This window comes from Marinobacterium sedimentorum (genome assembly GCF_024267675.1).
GTDB classification, from domain to species: domain Bacteria; phylum Pseudomonadota; class Gammaproteobacteria; order Pseudomonadales; family Balneatricaceae; genus Marinobacterium_A; species Marinobacterium_A sedimentorum.
Genome location: NZ_JALDYX010000001.1, coordinates 194,418 through 216,615, shown reverse-complemented (window position 1 = coordinate 216,615; position 22,198 = coordinate 194,418). Strand labels below are relative to the sequence as shown.

At 60.0% G+C, this 22,198-nt stretch carries 13 protein-coding genes; 7 read left to right on the top strand and 6 right to left on the bottom strand.

The genetic code is table 11. The features are described from left to right. Positions 1-301: 301 nt before the first annotated feature. Together gltB and MRS74_RS01025 are read left to right on the top strand one after the other, a co-directional pair. Positions 302-4,756 (top strand): glutamate synthase large subunit, encoded by a 4,455-nt coding sequence (gene gltB, locus MRS74_RS01030; RefSeq protein ID WP_254578410.1) that lies wholly within the window; start codon positions 302-304, stop codon positions 4,754-4,756. Positions 4,757-4,883: 127 nt separating this feature from the next. Further along, complete coding sequence (locus MRS74_RS01025; RefSeq protein ID WP_254578409.1) at positions 4,884-6,317, top strand: FAD-dependent oxidoreductase; 1,434 nt, start codon at positions 4,884-4,886, stop codon at positions 6,315-6,317. Positions 6,318-6,589: 272 nt separating this feature from the next. Here MRS74_RS01025 and putP read toward each other — a convergent pair whose 3' ends face one another. The 4 genes from putP to MRS74_RS01005 form a co-directional block, all read right to left on the bottom strand. Further along, positions 6,590-8,080: a sodium/proline symporter PutP gene (gene putP, locus MRS74_RS01020; RefSeq protein WP_254578408.1), complete on the bottom strand. Its 1,491-nt coding sequence runs from the start codon at positions 8,078-8,080 to the stop codon at positions 6,590-6,592. Between the two features lie 99 nt (positions 8,081-8,179). Continuing rightward, on the bottom strand, positions 8,180-8,884 hold the full coding sequence (locus MRS74_RS01015) for a 1-pyrroline-5-carboxylate dehydrogenase (protein ID WP_254578407.1): 705 nt from the start codon (positions 8,882-8,884) through the stop codon (positions 8,180-8,182). Positions 8,885-8,913: 29 nt separating this feature from the next. Beyond that, complete coding sequence (gene putA, locus MRS74_RS01010) at positions 8,914-12,024, bottom strand: bifunctional proline dehydrogenase/L-glutamate gamma-semialdehyde dehydrogenase PutA (protein ID WP_254578406.1); 3,111 nt, start codon at positions 12,022-12,024, stop codon at positions 8,914-8,916. A 395-nt stretch (positions 12,025-12,419) separates the two neighbouring features. Next, positions 12,420-13,190 (bottom strand): AraC family transcriptional regulator, encoded by a 771-nt coding sequence (locus tag MRS74_RS01005; protein ID WP_254578405.1) that lies wholly within the window; start codon positions 13,188-13,190, stop codon positions 12,420-12,422. 227 nt (positions 13,191-13,417) lie between these two features. Here MRS74_RS01005 and hemE point away from each other — a divergent pair, with 227 nt between their 5' ends. Both hemE and can read left to right on the top strand, forming a co-directional pair. Further along, positions 13,418-14,482 (top strand): uroporphyrinogen decarboxylase, encoded by a 1,065-nt coding sequence (gene hemE / locus MRS74_RS01000; protein ID WP_254578404.1) that lies wholly within the window; start codon positions 13,418-13,420, stop codon positions 14,480-14,482. A 45-nt stretch (positions 14,483-14,527) separates the two neighbouring features. Then, entirely contained in the window at positions 14,528-15,190 is a 663-nt protein-coding gene (gene can, locus MRS74_RS00995) for a carbonate dehydratase (RefSeq protein ID WP_254578403.1), read from the top strand. Positions 15,191-15,258: 68 nt separating this feature from the next. Here can and MRS74_RS00990 read toward each other — a convergent pair whose 3' ends face one another. After that, complete coding sequence (locus MRS74_RS00990) at positions 15,259-16,530, bottom strand: O-acetylhomoserine aminocarboxypropyltransferase/cysteine synthase family protein (protein ID WP_254578402.1); 1,272 nt, start codon at positions 16,528-16,530, stop codon at positions 15,259-15,261. Positions 16,531-16,679: 149 nt separating this feature from the next. On the opposite strand from MRS74_RS00990, the gene radA reads away from it, so the two are divergent. Then, positions 16,680-18,053: a DNA repair protein RadA gene (radA, locus tag MRS74_RS00985; protein WP_254578401.1), complete on the top strand. Its 1,374-nt coding sequence runs from the start codon at positions 16,680-16,682 to the stop codon at positions 18,051-18,053. Between the two features lie 83 nt (positions 18,054-18,136). On the opposite strand, the gene ettA is transcribed toward radA, so the two are convergent. Beyond that, positions 18,137-19,795, bottom strand: a complete 1,659-nt coding sequence (gene ettA, locus MRS74_RS00980) for an energy-dependent translational throttle protein EttA (protein ID WP_254578400.1) — start codon at positions 19,793-19,795, stop codon at positions 18,137-18,139. A gap of 278 nt (positions 19,796-20,073) precedes the next feature. Between ettA and MRS74_RS00975 the strand changes: the two genes are divergently transcribed. Together MRS74_RS00975 and glyA are read left to right on the top strand one after the other, a co-directional pair. Then, entirely contained in the window at positions 20,074-20,490 is a 417-nt protein-coding gene (locus MRS74_RS00975; RefSeq protein WP_254578399.1) for an Hsp20/alpha crystallin family protein, read from the top strand. A gap of 402 nt (positions 20,491-20,892) precedes the next feature. After that, entirely contained in the window at positions 20,893-22,149 is a 1,257-nt protein-coding gene (gene glyA, locus MRS74_RS00970; RefSeq protein ID WP_254578398.1) for a serine hydroxymethyltransferase, read from the top strand. Positions 22,150-22,198: the final 49 nt, after the last annotated feature.

Genomic DNA, 22,198 nt, shown 5'->3' with positions numbered 1-22,198 from the left:
TTTCTTCTTGATTCCCCCGTTGTTACTACTTTCCGTGTAGGCTGGTGGCACTCCAAATATCACTGCAGCGTTACTTTGCTGCATATGCGTTATAATGCTGTGTGCCCAAAATCTTGCAAACCTGGTGCGGGTTGTACCCCGTCGCGTTGATGTTTTCGATGACGCAGGCCGCTGCGCAAAATTTGTACCGAAGCACGCGCCTGTGTAGAATGATCCTCCCTTTTTGCCTGAGTTGTGCGGCTGCGGCGACTAGGTTGGTGATAACGTATTGATACAAAAGAACTTTTAAGTGAGATTGGCTATGAGCAAAGGTCTGTATCGCCCCGGTGAGTTCAAGGATAACTGTGGTTTTGGGCTAATGGCTCACATGCAGGGCAATCCAAGTCATGACCTGCTTGAGAAGGCCATCGAAGCGTTGGCGTGTATGACCCATCGTGGTGGTATCGCTGCAGATGGCAAGACCGGCGACGGTTGCGGTCTGCTGATGCAGAAACCTGACTCTTTCCTGCGGGCCGTAGTGCAGCAGGAACTGGGCATTGTGCTGCAGGAGCAATATGCGGTGGGCATGGTATTCCTGCCCCGAGCGGCGGCGCAGGCAGATGCGGCGCGCAAGATTCTTAATACCGAACTTCAGGCCCAGGGTCTGGAGGTTGCCGGCTGGCGCGTGGTTCCCACGGACGAAAGCTGCCTGGGGCCAATTGCCCGGGATACGCTGCCACTGATCGAGCAGGTGCTGATCAATGCCAACGGCAAAAATGAGCAGGAACTGGCGATCAGCCTGTTCGTTGCCCGTCGCAAGGCTGAAATTGCCCTCGACGACGATGAAGACTTCTATATATGCAGCCTGTCCGACAAGGTCTTGTCCTACAAGGGCCTGACCATGCCGGTGGATTTGCCGGTGTTCTACAAGGACCTGGCTGACCCCCGACTGGAAACGGCGGTCTGTACCTACCATCAACGTTTCTCCACCAATACGGCGCCGCGCTGGAAGCTGGCACAGCCTTTCCGCTTCCTGGCCCACAACGGTGAGATCAACACCATTGAAGGCAACCGCAACTGGGCGCGAGCCCGGTCGCCGAAGTTTGCCACTGATCTGCTGCCCAACCTCGAAGAGTTGCAGCCGATCGTCAACACCAGTGGTTCGGATTCCTCCAGCATGGACAACATGCTTGAGTTCCTGATGGTGGGCGGCATGGATATCTACCGTGCGGTGCGCATGATAGTGCCGCCGGCCTGGCAGAACGTCGAAACCATGGACACCGAACTGCGGGCGTTTTACGAGTTCAACTCCATGCACATGGAAGCCTGGGATGGCCCTGCCGGCATGGTCATGACCGATGGCCGTTATGCCGTCTGCATGCTGGACCGCAACGGTCTCCGTCCGTCACGCTGGGTAATGACGCGTCAGGGTTATATCTGCACCGCCTCCGAGATCGGCGTATTTGATTACAAGCCGGAAGATATTGTGGCTCAGGGCCGCGTTGGGCCAGGTCAGATTCTGGCCATCGATACCCAGACCGGTGATGTGCTGCATACCGCTGATGTCGATAATGACCTCAAGCAGCGCCATCCCTACAAGAAGTGGCTAAAAGAGAACTCGCTGCGTCTTGAAACCACCATGAACTTCACCGAAGAGTCGCGCTCGTTCAGCGAGATGTCGGCCGATGAAGTTAAAACCCACATGAAGATGTTCCAGGTTACGTTCGAAGAACGTGATCAGATCATCCGTCCGCTCGCCGAAACGGCGATGGAAGCGGTGGGCTCCATGGGCGACGACAAGCCGATGGCGGTACTGTCCAGCCGTATTCGTTCGCCCTATGACTACTTCCGGCAGCAGTTTGCGCAGGTGACCAACCCGCCCATCGATCCGCTGCGTGAAGCTATAGTGATGTCGCTCGAAACCTGTATTGGTGCCGAGCGCAATGTCTTCGAAGATACGCCGGAACATGCGCGGCGCGTGATTCTGACCACGCCGGTATTGTCGGCGAGCAAGTTCTATCGCATTCGCGACAACGATGTGCCCGGTTTTGGCGTGGTGCGCATCGACCTGAACTACGATCCGGATACGGGGCTGGAGCAGGCACTGCACAACCTCTGTGACCAGGTCGAGCAGGAAGTGCGCAGCGGCAAGGTACTGCTGGTGCTGTCTGATGCCTTGATTGAAAAGGGCAAACTGCCGATTCACGCTGCGATGGCAACCGGTGCCGTGCACCACCGTCTGGTGGAAAAGGGCCTGCGTTGCGACTGTAACCTGATTGTGGAAACAGGCACCGCGCGCGACCCGCATCACTTCGCTGTGCTGTTCGGTTTTGGTGCCACCGCGGTCTTCCCGTACCTGGCCTACCGTGTGCTGAACGACCTCTGTGCCAGCAACGAGCTGCAGATGGCGCCGCTGGATGCCCACGAAAACTATCGCAAGGGCATCAACAAGGGCCTGCTGAAGATCCTGTCCAAGATGGGTATCTCCACCATCGCGTCCTATCGCGGTGCCCAGTTGTTTGAAGCCATAGGACTGAGCTCCGAGATCGTGAATCTGTGCTTCAAGGGCGTAGTCAGCCGCATCGAAGGCGCACGTTTCAGCGACTTCGAATTCGAGCAGGCTCAGCTGGCGAAGGAAGCCTGGACGGCCCGCAAGCCGATTCAGCCCGGCGGCCTGCTGAAGTACAAGCACGATGGCGAATATCACGCCTACAACCCGGATGTGGTCGTGGCGATCCATGAAGCGGTGGTCAGCGGTGATCCGGCCAAGTACCAGCGTTATGCGGATCTGGTGAACAAGCGCGGTATTGCCACCCTGCGTGACATGCTGTCACTGCGCAGCGATACCAAGTCGATCCCGCTGGATCAGGTTGAGCCGGTGGAAAACATCTTCCCGCGCTTTGACTCCGCGGCCATGTCCCTGGGCGCGCTGTCACCGGAGGCGCACGAGTCTCTGGCGGTGGCCATGAACGAGCTGGGCGGTCGCTCCAACTCCGGTGAAGGTGGTGAAGATCCGCTGCGTCACGGCACCATGAAGCGTTCCAAGATCAAGCAGGTGGCCTCGGGTCGTTTTGGCGTTACGCCGGAATACCTGATGAGCGCCGATGTCATGCAGATCAAGGTTGCCCAGGGGGCCAAGCCCGGTGAAGGTGGCCAGCTGCCCGGCGGCAAGGTCAATGAACTGATCGCCCGTCTGCGTTTCTCGGTGCCGGGTGTAACCCTGATTTCACCGCCGCCGCACCACGACATCTACTCGATCGAGGATTTGGCACAGCTGATCTTCGACCTCAAGCAGATCAACCCCGAAGGCCTGGTGTCGGTCAAGCTGGTGTCCCGTCCTGGCGTCGGCACCATTGCCTGCGGCGTGGCCAAGGCCTATGCGGACCTGATCACCATCTCCGGTTACGATGGCGGCACGGCGGCATCGCCGCTGACGTCTATCCATTACGCCGGCTCGCCCTGGGAGCTGGGTCTGGCGGATGCGCACCAGTCTCTGCGTGGCAACCAGCTGCGCGGCAAGATTCGTCTGCAGACAGACGGCGGCCTGAAAACCGGCCTCGACGTCATCAAGGGAGCGATTCTGGGCGCCGAGAGCTTTGGTTTTGGCACCATGCCGATGGTGGCGCTGGGCTGCAAGTACCTGCGCATCTGCCACCTGAACAACTGCGCCACCGGCGTGGCAACCCAGAACGACGATCTGCGCCGGGATCATTTCCGCGGCACCGTAGAGATGGTCAAGAACTACTTCCGCTTCGTGGCTGAAGAAACCCGTCAGTGGATGGCGCAGCTCGGTATACGCACTCTGGAAGAGCTGGTCGGCCGGGTTGACCTGCTGACCCTGCTCGAAGGTGAAACCTCGCGCCAGAAGGGTCTGGATCTGAGCCCCATCATCAGCGATGGCGGCGTGCCGAGCGAGTACCCGCATACGGTGCAGCAGAGCCGCAACGAGCCGTTCGACAAGGGCGAACTCAACAGCGCCATGCTGGAACTGGCCGGCGAGGCGATTGACGCCAAGCGCGGCGGCGACTGGGAACTGGCGATCTGCAACTGCGACCGTTCCGTGGGTGCCCGCACCTCCGGTGCCATTGCCAAGCGCTACGGCAACAATGGCATGGCGGACGAGCCTGTCACCTTCCGTTTCCGTGGTCATGCCGGTCAGTCGTTCGGTGTCTGGAACGCCGGCGGTCAGAACCTGATCCTGGAAGGCGATGCCAACGATTATGTCGGCAAGGGCATGGCGGGCGGCAAGCTGGTGCTCTATCCGTTCAAGGAAGTTACCTTCAAGTCGAACGAAACCGCGATCATGGGCAACACCTGCCTCTATGGCGCCACCGCCGGCAAGCTGTTTGCAGCCGGCAGTGCGGGTGAGCGCTTCGCGGTGCGCAACTCCGGCGTACACGCCGTAGTGGAAGGTGCTGGCGATCATTGCTGTGAATACATGACAGGCGGTCTGGTAACCGTTCTGGGCGCGACCGGATACAACTTCGGTGCGGGCATGACCGGCGGATTCGCCTATGTGCTGGATCTGGAAAACAACTTCGTGGACAAGTACAACCACGAGCTGGTCGAGATTCACCGTATTCACACTGAGCAGATGGAAGCCTACAAGAACCACCTGCGTTCGGTAATCATTGAATTCGTCCGGGAAACGGGCAGCCAGTGGGGGCAGGAAATTGTGGATAACTTCTTCGATTACATCCCGCGCTTCTGGCTGGTCAAGCCCAAGGCCGCGAGCCTGAACGCTTTGCTGGAAAACATGCGCAAGCGTCCGGAATAAAAACGCCATTTTATCCCTCGGGTCAGGCAGGCCCCGCACAGTTGAGCTGTGTCGGGTCTGCGCGATTCTTTGATGACAGATTAACGAGTGCCCGCCGCTGGCGGGTACCCAAGAAGAGGTGGGGACTATGTCTAACCGTCTGAGTAACGATTTCCAGTTCCTCGATGTGTCCCGTGAAGGGCCGGGCAAAATCAATGCCGAGGTTCGCAAGCACGAGTTTGCCGAAATTTATGATCCGTTCAAGCCGGAGGATGTGGCTGATCAGTCCCATCGCTGCCTGGATTGCGGCAACCCCTATTGCTCCTGGAAGTGCCCGGTGCACAACCATATTCCGAACTGGCTCAAGCTGATCTCGGAAGGCAACATTCTGGAAGCGGCGGAGCTGAGTCATCAGACCAACTCGCTGCCTGAAGTCTGTGGCCGTGTCTGCCCGCAGGATCGTCTGTGTGAAGGCGCCTGTACCCTGAATGATGGCTTCGGTGCCGTGACCATCGGCTCGGTGGAGAAATACATTACCGATACCGCCTTCGCCATGGGCTGGAAGCCGGATATGTCCAAGGTGGTGCGCACTGACAAGAAGGTCGCCATCATAGGCGCGGGCCCGGCGGGTCTGGGGTGTGCCGATATCCTGGTGCGCAACGGTGTCACCCCGGTGGTATTCGATCGCAATCCCGAGATCGGTGGCCTGCTGACCTTTGGCATTCCCGAGTTCAAGCTCGAGAAGGATGTCATGAAGCGTCGTCGCCACATGTTCACCGAGATGGGCGTCGAATTCCGTCTGAACGTGAACGTCGGTACCGATATCACCATGGCGCAGCTGATCGAGGAATATGATGCCGTCTTCCTCGGCATGGGGACCTACACCTATATGAAAGGTGGCTTCCCGGGTGAAGACCTGGACGGTGTTTTCGATGCACTGCCGTTCCTGATTTCCAACGTCAATCACTGCCTCGGATTCGAGAAGGATCCGTCGGAGTATATCGACATGGCGGGCAAGCGCGTTGTGGTACTCGGCGGTGGCGACACGGCGATGGACTGCAACCGTACCTCGATTCGCCAGGGCGCGCAGAGCGTGGTCTGTGCCTATCGTCGTGACGAAGCCAACATGCCGGGCTCACGCCGCGAAGTGGAGAACGCCAAGGAAGAGGGCGTCGAGTTCCTGTTTAACCGCCAGCCGGTAGAGATTGTTGGCGAAGCGGGCCGTGTTGTCGGCGTGAAGCTGGTGACAACCCGCATGGGTGAGCCGGATCATAATGGTCGTCGTCGCGCCGAAGTCGTCCCGGGCTCTGAAGAAGTCATCGAAGTCGATGCCGTGCAGGTTGCCTTTGGTTTCCGCCCGAGCCCGGCGCCCTGGCTGGCAGACTTCGATATAGCCCTGCATGAAGACGGCCGGGTTCAGGCTGATCAGAAACCCAAGGTTGAGGGGCGCTTTCCGTTCCAGACCACCAACGCCAAGGTGTTCGCCGGTGGTGACATGGTGCGTGGCTCGGATCTGGTCGTAACGGCCATCGCTGAAGGCCGTGATGCGGCTGAAGGCATCCTGGACTACCTCGACGTCTGATTCTGTACCCTGCCAGACTAAGGCCGCCTTCGGGCGGCTTTTTTGTTCCCGGGGTAAGGTTTCGGCGGAGCATGGATAGCCGGGGCTCGGGCTTGGCACAAACCCTGCTCCTGTGCATCCCTGCACTCGCAGGATAAGTACGTCCATGTACAAAAAAAGGCAGCCCGGAGGCTGCCTGCAAACAAAGAGTGAGATAAAGCCGGCAGCGAACGGGATTGTGCGATCCCGCCGTGCCCAATGCCACACGCCTGGGCGTGCGGCACTATTCAAGGTTACAGCTTGCTGCTGTAGACCTCGAATCGGGTCTGGACCGACGCCGGTGGGGCGCTGGTGACCAGGGAGGCAATGATGATCGCCAGGGTGGCGAACAGGATGCCGGGAACGATTTCGTACAGCTCGTAGATACCGCCGGAGAGCTGTTTCCAGACCACCACGGTGATGCCGCCGACCAGGATGCCCGCCAGGGCGCCGGCGCGGTTCATGCGTTTCCAGTACAGCGCCAGTATCAGGGTTGGGCCGAAGGCCGCACCGAAGCCCGCCCAGGCGTAGGACACCAGCCCGAGAACCGTGCTGTCCGGGTTCATCGCCAGTATCAGTGCCACAATCGACAGACCGATAACCGCAACGCGGCCGACCATAACGATTTCCTGCTGGCTGGCATTCTTGCGCAGCAGATTGCGGTAGAAGTCTTCCGCCAGTGCGGAGGAGGATACCAGCAGCTGGGAATCGGCGGTGCTCATGATGGCGGCCAGGATAGCCGCCAGCAGGATGCCGGCAACGATGGGGTTGAACATGGCGTTGACCAGCAGCATGAAGATGGTTTCGCCGTCACCGAGGTTGCCGCCAAGATTGCTGTCAACATAGACAATACCGGTCAGGCCGACCAGAAAGGCGCCCGCCATGGCAAGGCCGGACCAGATCACGGCGATGCGACGTGCCGCAGGCACGGCTTCATTATCACGGATGCCGGCAAAGCGGGCCAGAATGTGCGGCTGACCAAAGTAGCCCAGGCCCCAGGCGGCCAGCGAAACGATGGCAATCCAGGTCAGGGGTGTGCCGCTGGCATCGTTCCAGATGGTCAGCAGTTCCGGGTTTTTCGCTTCCAGTGCGCTGAACAGCTCAGTAATGCCGCCTTCGCTCTGCATGGCAACCACCGGGACTATCACGAGTGCGGCGGCCATCAGCAGGCCCTGGACCAGGTCGGTCCAGCAGACGGCAAGGTAGCCCCCGAAAAGCGTATAGGACACGACCGCGACAGTACCGACGATAACCGCGATGCTGTAATCCAGTCCGAATACGGTTTCGAACAGCTTGCCGCCGGCGACGAGGCCCGAGCTGGTATAGAACAGGAAGAACAGCAGAATGAAGAAGGCTGAAATGACCTGAATCATTTTGCTGCCATCTTCGAAGCGGTTGGAGAAAAACTCCGGCAGGGTCAGGGCATCATCGGCTTCAAAACTGTAGGTGCGCAGGCGCTTGGCCACCAGCAGCCAGTTCAGGTAGGTGCCGAGCAGCAGACCGCCCCCCAGCCAGACAGCTTCCATGCCGGAGGCAAAGGCATAACCGGGCAGGCCCAGCAGCAGCCAGCCACTCATGTCGGATGCGCCGGCGGACAGCGCCGCAGGCCAGGGGCCCAGCGAACGGCCGCCGAGGAAATAGTCTGCCGAGTTGGACGTGCGTTTATAGGCGTAGAGCCCGATTCCCAGCATCATAATCAGGTAAACGATGAAGGTGCCTATAATTGCGGCATTGTTTTCAATCATAAAATTGCGCCTCGTTGATAGCTCGCCTTAACAGGCATAGTTGTTATTGTGGCCTTCGGTCGGTCGAAGGTTAGCAAGCGGAGCAGAGTGATTCTGCGATTATTCGGCCTGACTCCCCAGTTCCAGCAGGGTGGCGTTGCCACCGACTGCGGTGGTGTTGGTGGTGCAGACCTGCTCGGTAATAAAACGGTACAGATACTGTTCGCTGCCAATCAGTGACAGTCCGGCGGCATCAGTTTCGGCGACCAGCTGCACCAGGACGCCGTCACGGCTGCTGAGCTGGCGGTTAAGTTCCCGCGCGGTATTGTCATCGCAGACGCAGGCAATGCCGGCCAGAGATGGGCACTGGCTGAGTTCCAGTATCGATTCCGCGCCTTCTATCAGCTGTGCCACGGCGGCCGGGCAGCTGCCTGCAACCAGCTGGCGCAGCAGGTCGCGGCAAAAACCGATCTGGCTGGCGTCGGGCGCCAGCAGTACGACATTACCGCTGATCAGTGCTGCCACCAGCTGGCCAACGATGGCCGTTTCGCTGCTGTGCTGCTCGCCGGCAATGATATAGAGGCCGCGTCCACTGGTGGAGAGCAGATTGGACTCGCCGGTGGGGCCCTGCATTTCCAGCGGGGTATCGATCAGGCGCAGGGCCTGGTCGATCTGCCACTGGGCAATGCGTGTCTGCTCCAGGTTCAGCTGAGCGACAAAGTGCTGCAGCAGTTGTGCGCGCCCGGCAACGCCGAGTCCGTTCCAGCCTTCCCAGGCTCTCAGGGCGGACTGGGCAGCCTGGACGAGTTGAGTCTGTTTGATCATGGTGGTCACTCCTATGGCTATTCGGGGGCTCAGAGCGCAACTTCGCGCGTAAAGCGCGGCAGGTAGCGCGGACCGCCAGCCTTGGGGCCGGTGCCTGAAAGACCCTGGCCGCCAAAGGGCTGTACACCCACAACTGCACCAATCTGGTCGCGGTTAATGTAGATGTTGCCGACGCGGGTGCGGCGGGCAATGTGCCGGGTGGTTTCTTCGTTGCGGCTGTGCACGCCCAGTGTCAGGCCGTAGCCGGTGGCGTTGATGGCATCGATAACCTTATCGAGTTCGGATGCCTTGTAGCGCACCACGTGCAGGATGGGGCCGAACTGCTCGCGTTCAAGTACCGCGATATCGCTGATCAGGAAGGCGGTAGGAGCCACAAAGGTGCCCTGGCTGGTGCTTGGCGGCAGTGGCGTCTGGCCGATCAGCTGGGCGCTGGCCTTGAGCTTCTCGATGTGGGCCAGCAGACCCTGCTGTGCCTTGCGATCAATCACGGGGCCTATGTCGGTGCTGTGCAGGCTGGGGTCACCCACAACCTGCTGCGACATGGCGCCGCGCAGCATGTCGATAATACGATCGGCCACATCTTCCTGCACGTACAGCACGCGCAGCGCCGAGCAGCGCTGTCCGGCGGAGGCGAAGGCGGAATGCACGACATCACGTACCACCTGCTCGGGCAGGGAGGTGGAATCGATGATCATGGCATTCTGGCCCCCGGTTTCAGCGATCAGGGGCACGATTTCGGCGTCGCGCTGGGCCAGCGACCGGTTGATCAGCTGCGCAGTTTCGGTGGAGCCGGTAAAGGCCACGCCGGCAATGCGCGGGTCGCGGGTCAGGGGCGCACCAACACTGGCACCGTCACCCGGCAGCAGGGCAATGGCATTGGCCGGAATGCCGGCCTGAAGCGCCAGTTCAACGGTACGGCAGGCGATCAGGCTGGTCTGTTCGGCGGGCTTGGCGATGACGCTGTTGCCGGCCACCAGGGCGGCGCTAACCTGGCCGAGGAAGATCGCCAGCGGGAAGTTCCAGGGGCTGATGCAGACGAACACACCGCGGCCATCAAGGCGGTACTGACGGTCCTTGCCGGTGAAGGCGGTGCCCAGCAGCGGCTGCCCAAGTCCGCGACGGGCCTGAACGGCGTAGTAGCGGCAAAAATCCACGGCTTCTCGTACTTCGTCGATACTGTCCTGAATGGTTTTGCCCGCTTCCAGGTGGCACAGCGCCACCAGCTCAGCCAGATTGTCTTCCAGCAGGTCAGCCAGGCGCTCCAGGCAGGCGGCGCGGCTATCAACCGGAGTGGCGTTCCAGCTGAAAAAACCGTCGCTCAGCAGGTCAAGGGCTTCAGTGACGTCCTGGGTGCTGGCCCAGTGCATCTCGCCGACGCGGATGCCGTGGTTCTGTGGTGCCAGTACCGGGTGGACCTGTTCGGTCTTGCGCCGGGTGCCGCCAATGATGGGGCCACCGTTCCACTGTTGCTGCATGAAGCCGTCGACCGCCTGCTTGAAGGGCGTCCACTGGCTGTCGATTTCGATGTTGGGGCTGAACGAGTTGCGACGTTCGTCACCATACAGATCCCGCGGCAGCGGAATATGCGGATTGGCGAGGGAGGCGCGGCTGCTCAGGGTTTCGACCGGGTGGTGTATAAGGTCGGCAATCGGATGCCGGGCATCAACCAGGCGGTGCACGAAGGAGCTGTTGGCACCGTTTTCCAGCAGGCGGCGGACCAGGTACGGCAGCAGATCCTTGTGGCTGCCCACCGGTGCATAGATGCGCACGCTGACGGAATGGTTTTTCAGCACCCGATTGTAGAGCGCATCACCCATGCCGTGCAGACGCTGGAACTCGAAGTCGTCGTGCTCGGTCATGGCCAGGATGGCCGCCACTGTATGGGCGTTGTGGCTGGCAAACTGCGGGTAGATCTTGCCGCGTACAGGTGCGCTCAGCAGAAAACGGGCGCAGGCCAGGTAGGCGGTATCTGTGGCTTCCTTGCGGGTGTAAACCGGGTAGCCGTCTATGCCGCGTTGCTGGCACAGCTTGATTTCAGAATCCCAGTAGGCGCCCTTCACCAGACGTACCGGAATGCGGTCGCCCTGTTCGCCGGCGAGGCTCGCCAGCCAGGTCAGTACCGCAAGGGCACGCTTGGAGTAAGCCTGTACCACCAGACCGAAGTTGCCCCAGCCGGCGCAGGCCGGGTCGCGGTAGAGTTTTTCAAACAGTGTGAGGGACAGCTCCAGCCGATCCGCCTCTTCGGCATCGATGGTGATGCCGACATTGAGTGCGCGCGCCTTGCCGATCAGCTGCAGAACGCGTTGGAAGAGTTCGTCCAGGACGCGGGCCTGCTGGCCGACTTCGTAACGCGGGTGCAGCGCCGAAAGCTTGATCGAAATGGTCGGTCTGGAGGTCTTGCCGTCGCCGTAGGTATCGTGGCCCACGGCCTCCACGGCACGCACATAGTCGGCGAAGTACTTGTCGGCATCCCTGTCGGTGAGCGCGGCTTCACCCAGCATGTCAAAGGAGTAGGTGTAGCCCAGGTCGCGGGACTTGCGGCCGCGCTTGAGCGCCTCGCCGATGTTGCGACCCAGCACAAACTGGTGCCCCATGATCTTCATGGCCTGGTACATGGCCTTGCGGATCACGGGCTCGGAGAAGCGGTTGACCAGACGGTTGATGACGTTGGCGGGTGTGCCATCGTCCTTTTCGTCCATGGTCACGACCTTGCCGGTGAGCAACAGGCCCCAGGTGGAGGCGTTGACGAACAGGGAGTCGGAGTTCTTGAGATGTTTTTTCCAGTCGGCAACGCTGAGCTTGTCGCGGATCAGGGCATCGGCGGTGTCGGCATCGGGAATGCGCATCAGGGCCTCGGCCAGACACATCAGCAGAATGCCCTCGCGGGTATCCAGGCTGTATTCCAGCAGCAGGGCGTCAATCATGTGGATGGCGGCGTCGTCGGCCCGCACCTGTTCGATCAGGTCGGTCGCGCCCAGGGTGGTGCCTTCCAGTTCCGCGTCGCTGGGCTGAGCCAGTGGCAACAGCTCCTGCAGCCAGCGGTTTTCATCGATCGCATAGAGGGGCGATATTTGTGTCCAGAGTTCTGCGGACGGGCGGGTGATGAAGTCCGGGTTTAGAACATCAATGGCCTTGAACATGATCGGGTACCTCAAGGTCCTGCAAAGGCAGGGACGGGCTGCGGTTTTCGGGGGCCTGTGGATAGGTCAGCACGGGGACTGGCTCAGGGGCAGACACCTGGGAGGCTGCCCGGCAATACTCAACCGACTGCGAACCTCCTGAGTTTGGCTGTTTTTTTGTGCTGTTTTTCGTTAAATAGAACCACTATTCGCCTTAAAACATAGCAAAAACCAGCTCAAATCAGCCGGCTCTCGCTACGGCCGAGCATTCTCGGACAGCCTCTTGGGAGTCCTTGGTCTCGCCTCCCTGGCGATAACGAGCCGCGCCGAGTGCATCGGCGACTAAACACACTTTAGTGACAGATCGGTGGGAGGTCTTACCGGAAACTCCGGAATTCTTGTCGAAAAATCCGGCCTCAGGGGGTCTGGAAGGCGGCTTGCTGACGATATCGTGCGGGTGTTTCGCCAAAGTGGCGCCGAAAGGCATGGGTGAAGGCACTCTGATTGGCAAAGCCGCATTGCTCGGTTGCATGGGATACAGAGTAGCCCTTTTCCAGCAGTGTGCGGGCCGCCGTCAGGCGTTTGATAAGCAAAAACTGGTGCGGCGTCATACCGGCCTGGCGCTTGAAAAGCTCGTGGAACTGGCTGCTGCTCAGGCAGGCGACGCCGGCCAGGTGTGCCACGCTAATCTTGCGCTGCATATTGAGCTGAATGTATTCATTGATCAGAGCCAGATCCAGCAGCCCCGGCTTGCGGGCCGGAGCTCGGGTCGTAATATGGTTGCCCAGGGTGCAGATCAGCATGTTGCTGCAGGCCCGTGCCAGCATGGGGTCGTTGGGATACTGGCGGATTTCCCGGCTGACCGCATTGGCCAGTACCTGCAGCTGGCTGTTCATGTCGAAGTAGGCCGCCTGGTCGAACAGCCGGTTGATGCGTTCGCGCTCCTCGCGCGAGACGCTCTGGCTGGTGGCCAGGTTGATCACCAGGATACTGTTGCTGCCAATGCCGCAGAACGCATGGGCAGTGGACGAAGGCACCACGCAGCCCATGCCCGGGCTGACGCGCTGGCCAAGCCCCTCGAGTTCAAATGCAGTCTGGCCTTCGAGTCCGAGGACGAGCTGATGGTAGCCGTGATCGTGGCTGTGGGCGCTGTCGGGCAGGGTGAGAATATCGGCGGCTTTGACCATGCTGGTATATTAGGGGTTAGCCTTTGCAGAGTGACCGGCCGGGATCTGCGGGCTGGTCAGGAATGAGTCCAGTATACCGGTGTCTAGACGCCAGCAACACCGTTGCGGCGCTGCCCAAGCGCATGTATTCCGAGCGGTTGCTGGCAAAAACAGTTGTATGCGCATTTTTTGTCGGAAAACGCTAAAATGGCGCGATTATTTTGACCGCTAACTGATGGCTGATCCCGATGGCTGAATTGAAGAACGACCGTTTTTTGCGAGCGCTGATGCGCGAACCGGTAGACGTAACTCCGGTGTGGATGATGCGCCAGGCCGGGCGTTATCTGCCTGAATACCGCGCCAGCCGGGCGCAGGCCGGTGATTTCATGAGCCTGTGCAAGAACCGCGAGCTGGCCTGTGAAGTGACCCTGCAGCCGCTGGAACGTTTCGATCTGGATGCGGCGATTCTGTTCTCCGATATCCTTACCATTCCGGATGCCATGGGCCTGGGACTGTACTTCGAAGCCGGCGAAGGCCCGCGCTTTCGCAAGGTGATCCGCAGCGAAGCCGATGTTGCGGCGCTGCCGGTGCCGGATGCGGCCTCGGATCTGGATTATGTGATGGCGGCGGTACGCGAGATTCGCGGCGCCCTGGGTGGCCGAGTGCCGTTGATCGGTTTCTCCGGCAGTCCCTGGACCCTGGCCACCTATATGGTTGAAGGCGGCTCGAGCAAGGATTTCCGTCACATCAAGCAGATGATGTACAGCACGCCAGAAGTGCTGCACGCGCTGCTCGACAAGCTGGCGCAGTCGGTGACCAATTACCTGAATGAGCAGATTCTGGCCGGCGCTCAGGCAGTGCAGATTTTCGATACCTGGGGCGGCGTGCTCAGCGGCCCGATGTACCATGAGTTTTCGCTTAATTACATGCAGAAGATCTGCGCCGGCCTGCTGCGCGAGCACGAAGGCCGCCGCGTGCCGGTGATACTCTTTACCAAGAATGGCGGTCAGTGGCTGGAGTCGATCGCTGATGCCGGCGCCGATGCGCTGGGGCTGGACTGGACCTGCGATATTCAGGATGCGCGCCGTCGCGTGGGTGATCGGGTCGCGCTGCAGGGCAATATGGATCCGTCTGTGTTGTATGCGCCGGCTGCGCGTATCCGCGCCGAAGTCGAAAGCATTCTTGCGGGCTTTGGCGAGGGTAATGGCCATGTGTTCAACCTGGGTCACGGCATACATCAGTTCGCAGATCCGGAGCAGGCGCGTATTTTTGTGGATGCAGTGCATGAACTCAGCGCCCGTTATCACGCCTGATTCCAAATCGAATTCATTAGCCCTTTGGTGTAATCGGAGTCGTTCATGAAGCAATTGCAGAAGCTGTTTGAGCAGAATCAGGCCTGGTCGGAACGCATATCCCGGCAAAACCCGGATTTCTTCCCCACCCTGGCCAAACAGCAGGCGCCGGAGTATCTGTGGATCGGTTGTTCCGACAGCCGGGTACCGGCCAACGAGATCATCGGCCTGCTGCCGGGGGATGTGTTCGTGCACCGCAACGTGTCCAACCTGGTGATCCACACCGACATGAACTGCCTGTCCGTGCTGCAGTACGCGGTGCGGGTGCTGAAGGTGAAGCATGTGATGGTGGTCGGGCACTACGGCTGTGGCGGCGTCAAGGCATCGCTGGAGCCGACCCAGCTGGGCTTGATCGACAACTGGCTGCGCCATGTGCGTGATGTCTACTTCAAGTACCGTGGCATTCTTGATCAGTGGAGCGACAACGAGGCGTTCAAGCTGGACCGTTTGTGCGAGCTTAACGTGATCGAACAGGCCTACAACGTCTGCAATACCACCATGGTGCAGGAAGCCTGGAGCAACGGCCAGGAGCTGTGCATTCATGCCTGGGTCTATGGTCTGGACAGCGGTGTGCTGCGGGATCTCAATTTCTGTGTCAGCAGTGCCGAAGAGATCGATACGCTGCAGCAGCAGGCGGTGGAGGCCATCGCCGCCAAGACGATCGCCTGATCGCGTAGCGAATTTTCCTATGCAAGACTCAACAGGAGCGGCCCGCGAGGGTCGCTCCTGTTGTTTTATCAGACCTTGGCCAGCGCCTGCTCAAGGTCGGCCAGCAGGTCATCAATGTGCTCTATCCCGATCGACAGGCGCACGGTTTCCGGTTTCACGCCGGCAGACTTCAGCTCCTCGTCGTTGAGCTGGCGGTGGGTGGTTTCCGCCGGAATCGACGCCAGTGAGCGGCAATCACCGATATTTACCAGTCGGATGAAGATGTTCAGTGCATCGTAGAACCGACGTGTGCCTTCGCGCCCGCTGTGCAGGCCGAAGCTGAGAATGCCTGAGGCCTTGCCGTTCATGTACTTGCGCGCAAGCGCGTGATCCTTGTGGCTTTCAAGGGCGGCGTAACTCACCCATTTCACGGCCTTGTGGTCTTCCAGAAAGTGGGCGACTTTCAGTGCATTGTCACAGATTCGCTCCATGCGCAGGGCCAGGGTTTCGATGCCCTGCAGCAGCAGGAAAGCGTTCATCGGTGACAGCGCGGCGCCCATGTTGCGCAGCGGCACCACGCGGCAGCGGCCGATAAAGGCCGCCGGGCCAAAGGCCTCGGTGTAGACCACGCCGTGGTAGGACGGGTCCGCTTCATTGAGCAGCGGGAAGCGGTCCTTGTGATCGGCCCAGGGAAAGTTGCCGCTGTCGATCACCAGGCCGCCAATGGAGTTGCCGTGGCCGCCAATGTATTTGGTGGCGGACTGCACCACTATATCGGCGCCCTGCTCGATGGGGCGCCACAGCAGCGGGCTGGCCACGGTGTTGTCCACGATCAGCGGGATGCCATGGCGGTGGGCGACTTCGGCCAGCTTTTCAATATCGGCGATGCCGCCGGACGGATTGCCAATACTCTCGCAAAAGAGGGCGCGGGTGCGGTCGTCAATCAGCTTCTCGATGCCGGCAAAGTCATCCTTGTCGACGAAGTTGACCTTGATGCCCTGGCGCGGCAGGGTATGGGCAAAGAGGTTGTAGGTGCCGCCGTAGAGCTCGCTGGTGGAGATGATATTGTCGCCGGTTTCCGCCAGGGTCTGGATGCTGTAGGTAATCGCTGCCATGCCGGATGCGACCGCCAGGGCTGCTATGCCGCCCTCCAGTTCGGCGACACGCTTTTCCAGCACGTCGTTAGTCGGGTTCATGATGCGGGTGTAGATATTGCCCGGCACCTTGAGGTCGAACAGATCGGCGCCATGCTGGGCATTGTCGAACGCGTAGGCGGCGGTCTGGTAAATGGGCACTGCGACGGCGCGGGTGGTTGGATCCGGCTCATAGCCACCGTGTACCGCGATTGTTTCCAGTTTCATCGCTTTTCTTCCTTATTGTGGGCTGTCAACAGAGTCCGGAGTGTAACCTGTTGCGGCTGTATTTAAACCCCGGGGCCACGCAGTCTTGGGCGCGGCGCCCGGCAGCGGTTAGAATGCCCGGATTGATAGCCGGCTCAGAGGATTTCGCCATGGCCAAGGCCAAGACTGCCTACGTCTGCAATGACTGCGGAGCGGATTACAACAAATGGCAGGGGCAATGCGGCGCCTGCGGCAGCTGGAATACCCTGACCGAAGTACGCCTGGCGGCGGCGGGTACGGCTGCGCGCTCGGCTCGCTTTGAGGGCTATACCGGTGCCAGCGACACGGGTGGCAAGGTCGTCAGTCTGTCGGAAGTGAACCTGGGCGAGATGCCGCGTTTTTCCACCGGCACCGATGAGCTGGACCGGGTGCTGGGTGGCGGCCTGGTACCGGGCTCGGCCATCCTGATCGGCGGCCATCCGGGGGCGGGCAAGAGTACCCTGCTGCTGCAGGTCATGTGTCACCTGGCGGCACAGAAGCCTGCGCTCTACGTCACAGGCGAGGAATCGCTGCAGCAGGTGGCCATGCGTGCCCAGCGACTTGGGCTGGAGGCCGGGCAGCTGAAAATGCTGTCCGAAACCTCGGTGGAGGCCATCTGCCAGATCGCGCAGCAGCACCAGCCCCAGCTGATGGTGATTGACTCGATACAGGTGATGCACATGGCCGATGTGCAGTCGGCGCCGGGCTCGGTGGCGCAGGTGCGCGAAAGCGCGGCCTATCTGACGCGCTATGCCAAACAGACCGGCACTGTATTACTGCTGGTGGGGCATGTGACCAAGGACGGCAGCCTGGCGGGTCCCAAGGTGCTGGAGCACATGATCGACTGTTCGCTGCAGCTGGAAGGTTCGTCCGACAGCCGCTTTCGTACCCTTAGATCCCACAAGAACCGCTTTGGCGCCGTGAATGAACTGGGCGTTTTTGCGATGCTGGAAAACGGCCTGCGCGAGGTGCGCAATCCCAGCTCGATCTTCCTGAGCCGCTCGGACGAGCCCAGCCCCGGCAGCGTGGTGATGGTGGTGTGGGAAGGTACAAGGCCGTTGCTGGTGGAGATTCAGGCGCTGGTGGATCAGAGCCATATGGCCAATCCGCGCCGGGTGGCGGTGGGGCTGGAGCACAATCGCCTGGCCATGCTGCTGGCGGTGCTGCACCGTCACGGCGGGCTGCAGACCGGGGATCAGGATGTCTTCGTCAATGTAGTCGGTGGCGTCAAGGTACTCGAGACCGGGGCGGATCTGGCGCTGCTGCTGGCAGTGGTGTCGAGCTACCGCGACCGGCCGCTGCCGCCGGGGCTGATGTCCTTCGGCGAAGTGGGTCTGTCAGGTGAGATTCGGCCGGTGCCCAACGGTCAGGAGCGTATTCGCGAGGCTGCCAAGCACGGCTTCAAGCGGGCCATCGTACCCAGGGGCAATGTGCCCAAAACAGCGCCAGCGGGGATGGAAGTCATAGGCGTGACGCGGCTGTCCGAAGCCCTGGATGCGCTATAGGCTTGCCCGCATAAAAAAACCGGCCTTGAATGGCCGGTTTTTTTACCCTGCCCGTATGCATATCCGGGCAGGGGCTCGGGTCTTTAGTTCATGCGCTTGTACTTGATGCGCTCAGGCTGATGTTCCTTGCCGTAGCGACGCTTGTAGTCGTCCTGGTACTCGGTGTAGTTGCCTTCGAAGAACTCCACCTTTGACTCGCCTTCGTACGCCAGCATATGGGTGCAGATGCGGTCGAGGAACCAGCGGTCATGGGAAATCACCACCGCGCAGCCCGGGAAGCCGAGGATGGCTTCTTCCAGTGCGCGCAGGGTTTCGATATCCAGGTCGTTGGTCGGCTCATCGAGCAGCAGCACGTTGCCGCCTTCTTTCAGCAGCTTGGCCATGTGCAGACGGTTGCGTTCACCGCCGGACAGGTCTTTTACCAGCTTCTGCTGATCGCCGCCCTTGAAGTTGAAACGGCCGCAGTAGGCGCGGGACGGTGTCTGGTAGGTGCCCACGGTGATGATGTCCTGACCGTCGGAGATCTCGGCGAAAACAGTCTTGTCGCCGTTCAGATCCCGGTCCTGATTGACGTAGGCCAGCTTCACCGTGGTGCCAATTTCGATCTCGCCGCTGTCCGGTTTTTCGGCACCGCTGATCATGCGGAACAGGGTCGATTTACCCGCACCGTTACCGCCGATGATGCCGACGATGGCGCCCTGGGGAATGGAGAAGCTCAGGTCCTCGATCAGCACCTTGTCGCCATAAGCCTTGGATATGTTGCGGGCTTCGATGACCTTGTCGCCCAGACGCGGGCCGGGCGGGATGTAGATTTCCTGGGTTTCGTTGCGGCTCTGGAACTCGCGGGAGTTCATTTCCTCGAACTGTTTCAGGCGCGCCTTGGATTTGGCCTGGCGGCCTTTCTGACCCTGACGTACCCACTCCAGCTCTGATGATACGGCCTTGTGATGGGCTGCTTCCTGCTTGGCTTCGGCCTGGAGGCGGTTTTCCTTTTGTTCCAGCCAGGAGGAGTAGTTGCCTTCGTAGGGGATACCGCGACCACGGTCGAGCTCCAGAATCCAGCCGGCGGCATTGTCGAGGAAATAGCGGTCATGGGTGATGGCCACGACGGTACCGGGGTATTCCTGCAGGAAGCGTTCGATCCAGGCCACGGACTCGGCGTCCAGATGGTTGGTCGGCTCGTCCAGCAGCAGCATGTCTGGCTTGTCGAGCAGCAGACGACACAGGGCCACACGGCGGCGCTCACCACCGGACAGGTGCTTCACTTCTGCATCCCAGGGGGGCAGGCGCAGGGCGTCGGCGGCGCGCTCCAGGGCGTTTTCCAGATTGTGGCCATCTTTGGCCTGAATCAGGTTTTCGAACTCGGCCTGGCGCTTGGCCAGTTCATCGAAGTCGGCATCGGGTTCGGCGTAGGCGGCATAGACGGCGTCCAGTCCTGCCAGGGCGGCCTTTACATCGGCCACGGACTCTTCGACGATCTCGCGCACGGTCTTGCTGTCGTCGAGCTCCGGCTCCTGCGGCAGGTAGCCGATATTGAGATTGGGCATCGGGCGGGCTTCGCCGATGTATTCCTTGTCGAGGCCGGCCATGATGCGCAGCAGGGTGGACTTGCCCGAACCGTTGAGGCCGAGGACGCCGATCTTGGCGCCGGGGAAGAAGGACAAGGAAATATTCTTGAGGATTTCACGCTTCGGCGGCACGACCTTGCCGAGGCGATCCATCGAAAACACATATTGAGCCATGGGAGCAGGACCTGTCAGTTCTGGGTTGGCGGCAATTTTAGCTGATCGGGGTAAGCAATGGCTAATGCTGAGTCATGCCGCTTGAATCCGGGATGGTCTTGACTTGAATCAATACTCTCGAGGTCGGTGCCTTTGGTGAGCGTACTAAACTTTAAATGTGGAGGTGGGTCCATTCATCAGGAGGACTTACTCCCTTGATAAGGTCTTTGCCGGTCCTGGGTTAGGGTGCGTCGGCAAGGCCGCGTTAATAAACTATCCAATGATGGGAGGGATGAGACATGAGCAATCTGACCCGCTTTAACAGTCTGTTCGACGATTCTTTTTTCAGTGATTTCTTTCGTCCGATGACCCGCAGTACGGGCGAAAAAGTTCCCGCCATCGATGTGCATGAAAACGATGGTACCTATATGATCAAGGTCGACCTTCCTGGCGTAAAGAAAGAGGACATCAAGATCAGCCTGGATAACGGCATTCTCAGTATTCGGGCCCAAACCCAGTCGGAAGAGAAAGAGGAAAAAGAGGGCAAGCTGATCCGCCAGGAGCGCCACTATGGCGAATTTCTACGCCAGCTGTCCATCGGCTCAGATGTTGATGCCGGGGCTGTGAAGGCGCAGTTTGATAACGGGGTATTGTCCCTTTCGCTGCCCAAACAGCAGGCACTGCCGAACGAGTCTCGGCATATCGCTATCGAATAGCCTGTTCTATTCACGAGATAATGGCCCCGCTCCGGCGGGGCTAGGAGGCTGTCCGACAATACTCGACCTACTGCGAACCATCCGACTCCTTAACATTAAGAGGGGCTGTTTTTTGTGCTGTTTTTCGTTAAATAGAACCACTATTCGCCTTAAAGCACCGCAAAAACCCGCTCAAATCAGCCGGCTCTCGCTACGGCCAGCATTCTCGGAAAGCCTCCTGCTCCGTGAATTCCCCTCCGGTTGCAGTGATCCAGTTTCAAGTGCGCAGTTGCAGGAGTTTCGACTATAATGGCGCCCTTTTCCGCGGTGCTGCAGCACTCCCGGGCTTGGGGCTTTTCAGCTTCGGGCTGTTTTGGGGCTGTAGTGTGGCACCGAACAGCCTTTGCACTATTGGGGACAGCTATGTTTAGCAAAGAGATGACAATCGCCGCATTTGACCCGGATCTCTGGTCTGCCATCCAGGCAGAAGAGCGCCGTCAGGAAGAGCATATCGAACTGATCGCGTCCGAGAACTACACCAGCCCGCGTGTCATGGAAGCCCAGGGCTCAGGTCTGACCAACAAGTACGCCGAAGGTTATCCCGCCAAACGCTACTACGGCGGCTGCGAATACGTCGATATTGTTGAAACTCTGGCGATCGATCGTGCCAAGGAGCTGTTCGGCGCCACCTACGCCAATGTGCAGCCGCATTCCGGCTCCCAGGCCAACGCCGCTGTCTTCATGGCGCTGTGCAAGCCGGGTGATACCATTCTGGGCATGAGCCTGGCCCACGGCGGTCACCTGACCCACGGTGCATCGGTGTCTTTCTCCGGCCGCATCTACAACGCGGTGCAGTACGGTTTGAATGCTGAAACCGGCGAGATCGATTACGCCGAGGTTGAGCGTCTGGCGCTGGAGCACAAGCCTAAAATGATCGTGGCCGGCTTCTCCGCATACTCCCGTGTTGTCGACTGGCAGCGTTTCCGCGATATTGCCGACAAGGTTGGCGCCTTCCTGTTTGTCGACATGGCGCACATCGCAGGTCTGGTTGCGGCGGGCGTTTACCCGAGCCCGATCGAGATTGCCGATGTGGTCACCACCACCACTCACAAGACGCTGGGCGGCCCGCGTGGCGGTCTGATTCTGTCGGCCCGTGCCGATGAAGAGCTGCAGAAGAAGCTGAACTTCGCTGTGTTCCCGGAATCTCAGGGTGGCCCGCTGATGCACGTGATCGCCGCCAAGGCCGTGTGCTTCAAGGAAGCCATGGAGCCGGAATGGAAGGCATACCAGGCCCAGGTCGTAAAAAACGCCCAGGCTATGGTCAAGGTCTTCCTGGCCCGCGGTATCGATATCGTCTCAGGCGGTACCGACGATCACCTGTTCCTGGTTGATCTGATCAAGAAAGACATCACCGGCAAGGATGCGGACGCCGCCCTGGGTCGCGCCAACATTACTGTGAACAAGAATGCGGTGCCCAACGATCCGCGCTCGCCCTTCGTGACCTCGGGTCTGCGTATCGGCACGCCGGCCGTAACGCGTCGTGGTTTCAAGGAAGCGGAAGTGACCGATCTGGCCAATTGGATCTGTGATCTGCTGGACGATCTGGACAACGCAGAAACCAGCGCCCGCGTTAAGCAGCAGGTGCTGGATATCTGCGCGCGCTTCCCGGTTTACAACTAAACCGGCGGCTGCACCTGCGACAGCGGCGATCGCGCTGACGCAGGTGCAA

Bases quoted from the DNA above. Each gene is read 5' to 3' on its own strand.
- MRS74_RS00990 (WP_254578402.1), bottom strand. From the start codon at position 16,530: ATGAAACTGGAAACAATCGCGGTACACGGTGGCTATGAGCCGGATCCA.
- MRS74_RS01015 (WP_254578407.1), bottom strand. From the start codon at position 8,884: ATGATCAAACAGACTCAACTCGTCCAGGCTGCCCAGTCCGCCCTGAGA.
- hemE (WP_254578404.1), top strand. From the start codon at position 13,418: ATGGCTGAATTGAAGAACGACCGTTTTTTGCGAGCGCTGATGCGCGAA.
- radA (WP_254578401.1), top strand. From the start codon at position 16,680: ATGGCCAAGGCCAAGACTGCCTACGTCTGCAATGACTGCGGAGCGGAT.
- putP (WP_254578408.1), bottom strand. From the start codon at position 8,080: ATGATTGAAAACAATGCCGCAATTATAGGCACCTTCATCGTTTACCTG.
- gltB (WP_254578410.1), top strand. From the start codon at position 302: ATGAGCAAAGGTCTGTATCGCCCCGGTGAGTTCAAGGATAACTGTGGT.
- ettA (WP_254578400.1), bottom strand. From the start codon at position 19,795: ATGGCTCAATATGTGTTTTCGATGGATCGCCTCGGCAAGGTCGTGCCG.
- can (WP_254578403.1), top strand. From the start codon at position 14,528: ATGAAGCAATTGCAGAAGCTGTTTGAGCAGAATCAGGCCTGGTCGGAA.
- MRS74_RS00975 (WP_254578399.1), top strand. From the start codon at position 20,074: ATGAGCAATCTGACCCGCTTTAACAGTCTGTTCGACGATTCTTTTTTC.
- glyA (WP_254578398.1), top strand. From the start codon at position 20,893: ATGTTTAGCAAAGAGATGACAATCGCCGCATTTGACCCGGATCTCTGG.
- MRS74_RS01005 (WP_254578405.1), bottom strand. From the start codon at position 13,190: ATGGTCAAAGCCGCCGATATTCTCACCCTGCCCGACAGCGCCCACAGC.
- putA (WP_254578406.1), bottom strand. From the start codon at position 12,024: ATGTTCAAGGCCATTGATGTTCTAAACCCGGACTTCATCACCCGCCCG.
- MRS74_RS01025 (WP_254578409.1), top strand. From the start codon at position 4,884: ATGTCTAACCGTCTGAGTAACGATTTCCAGTTCCTCGATGTGTCCCGT.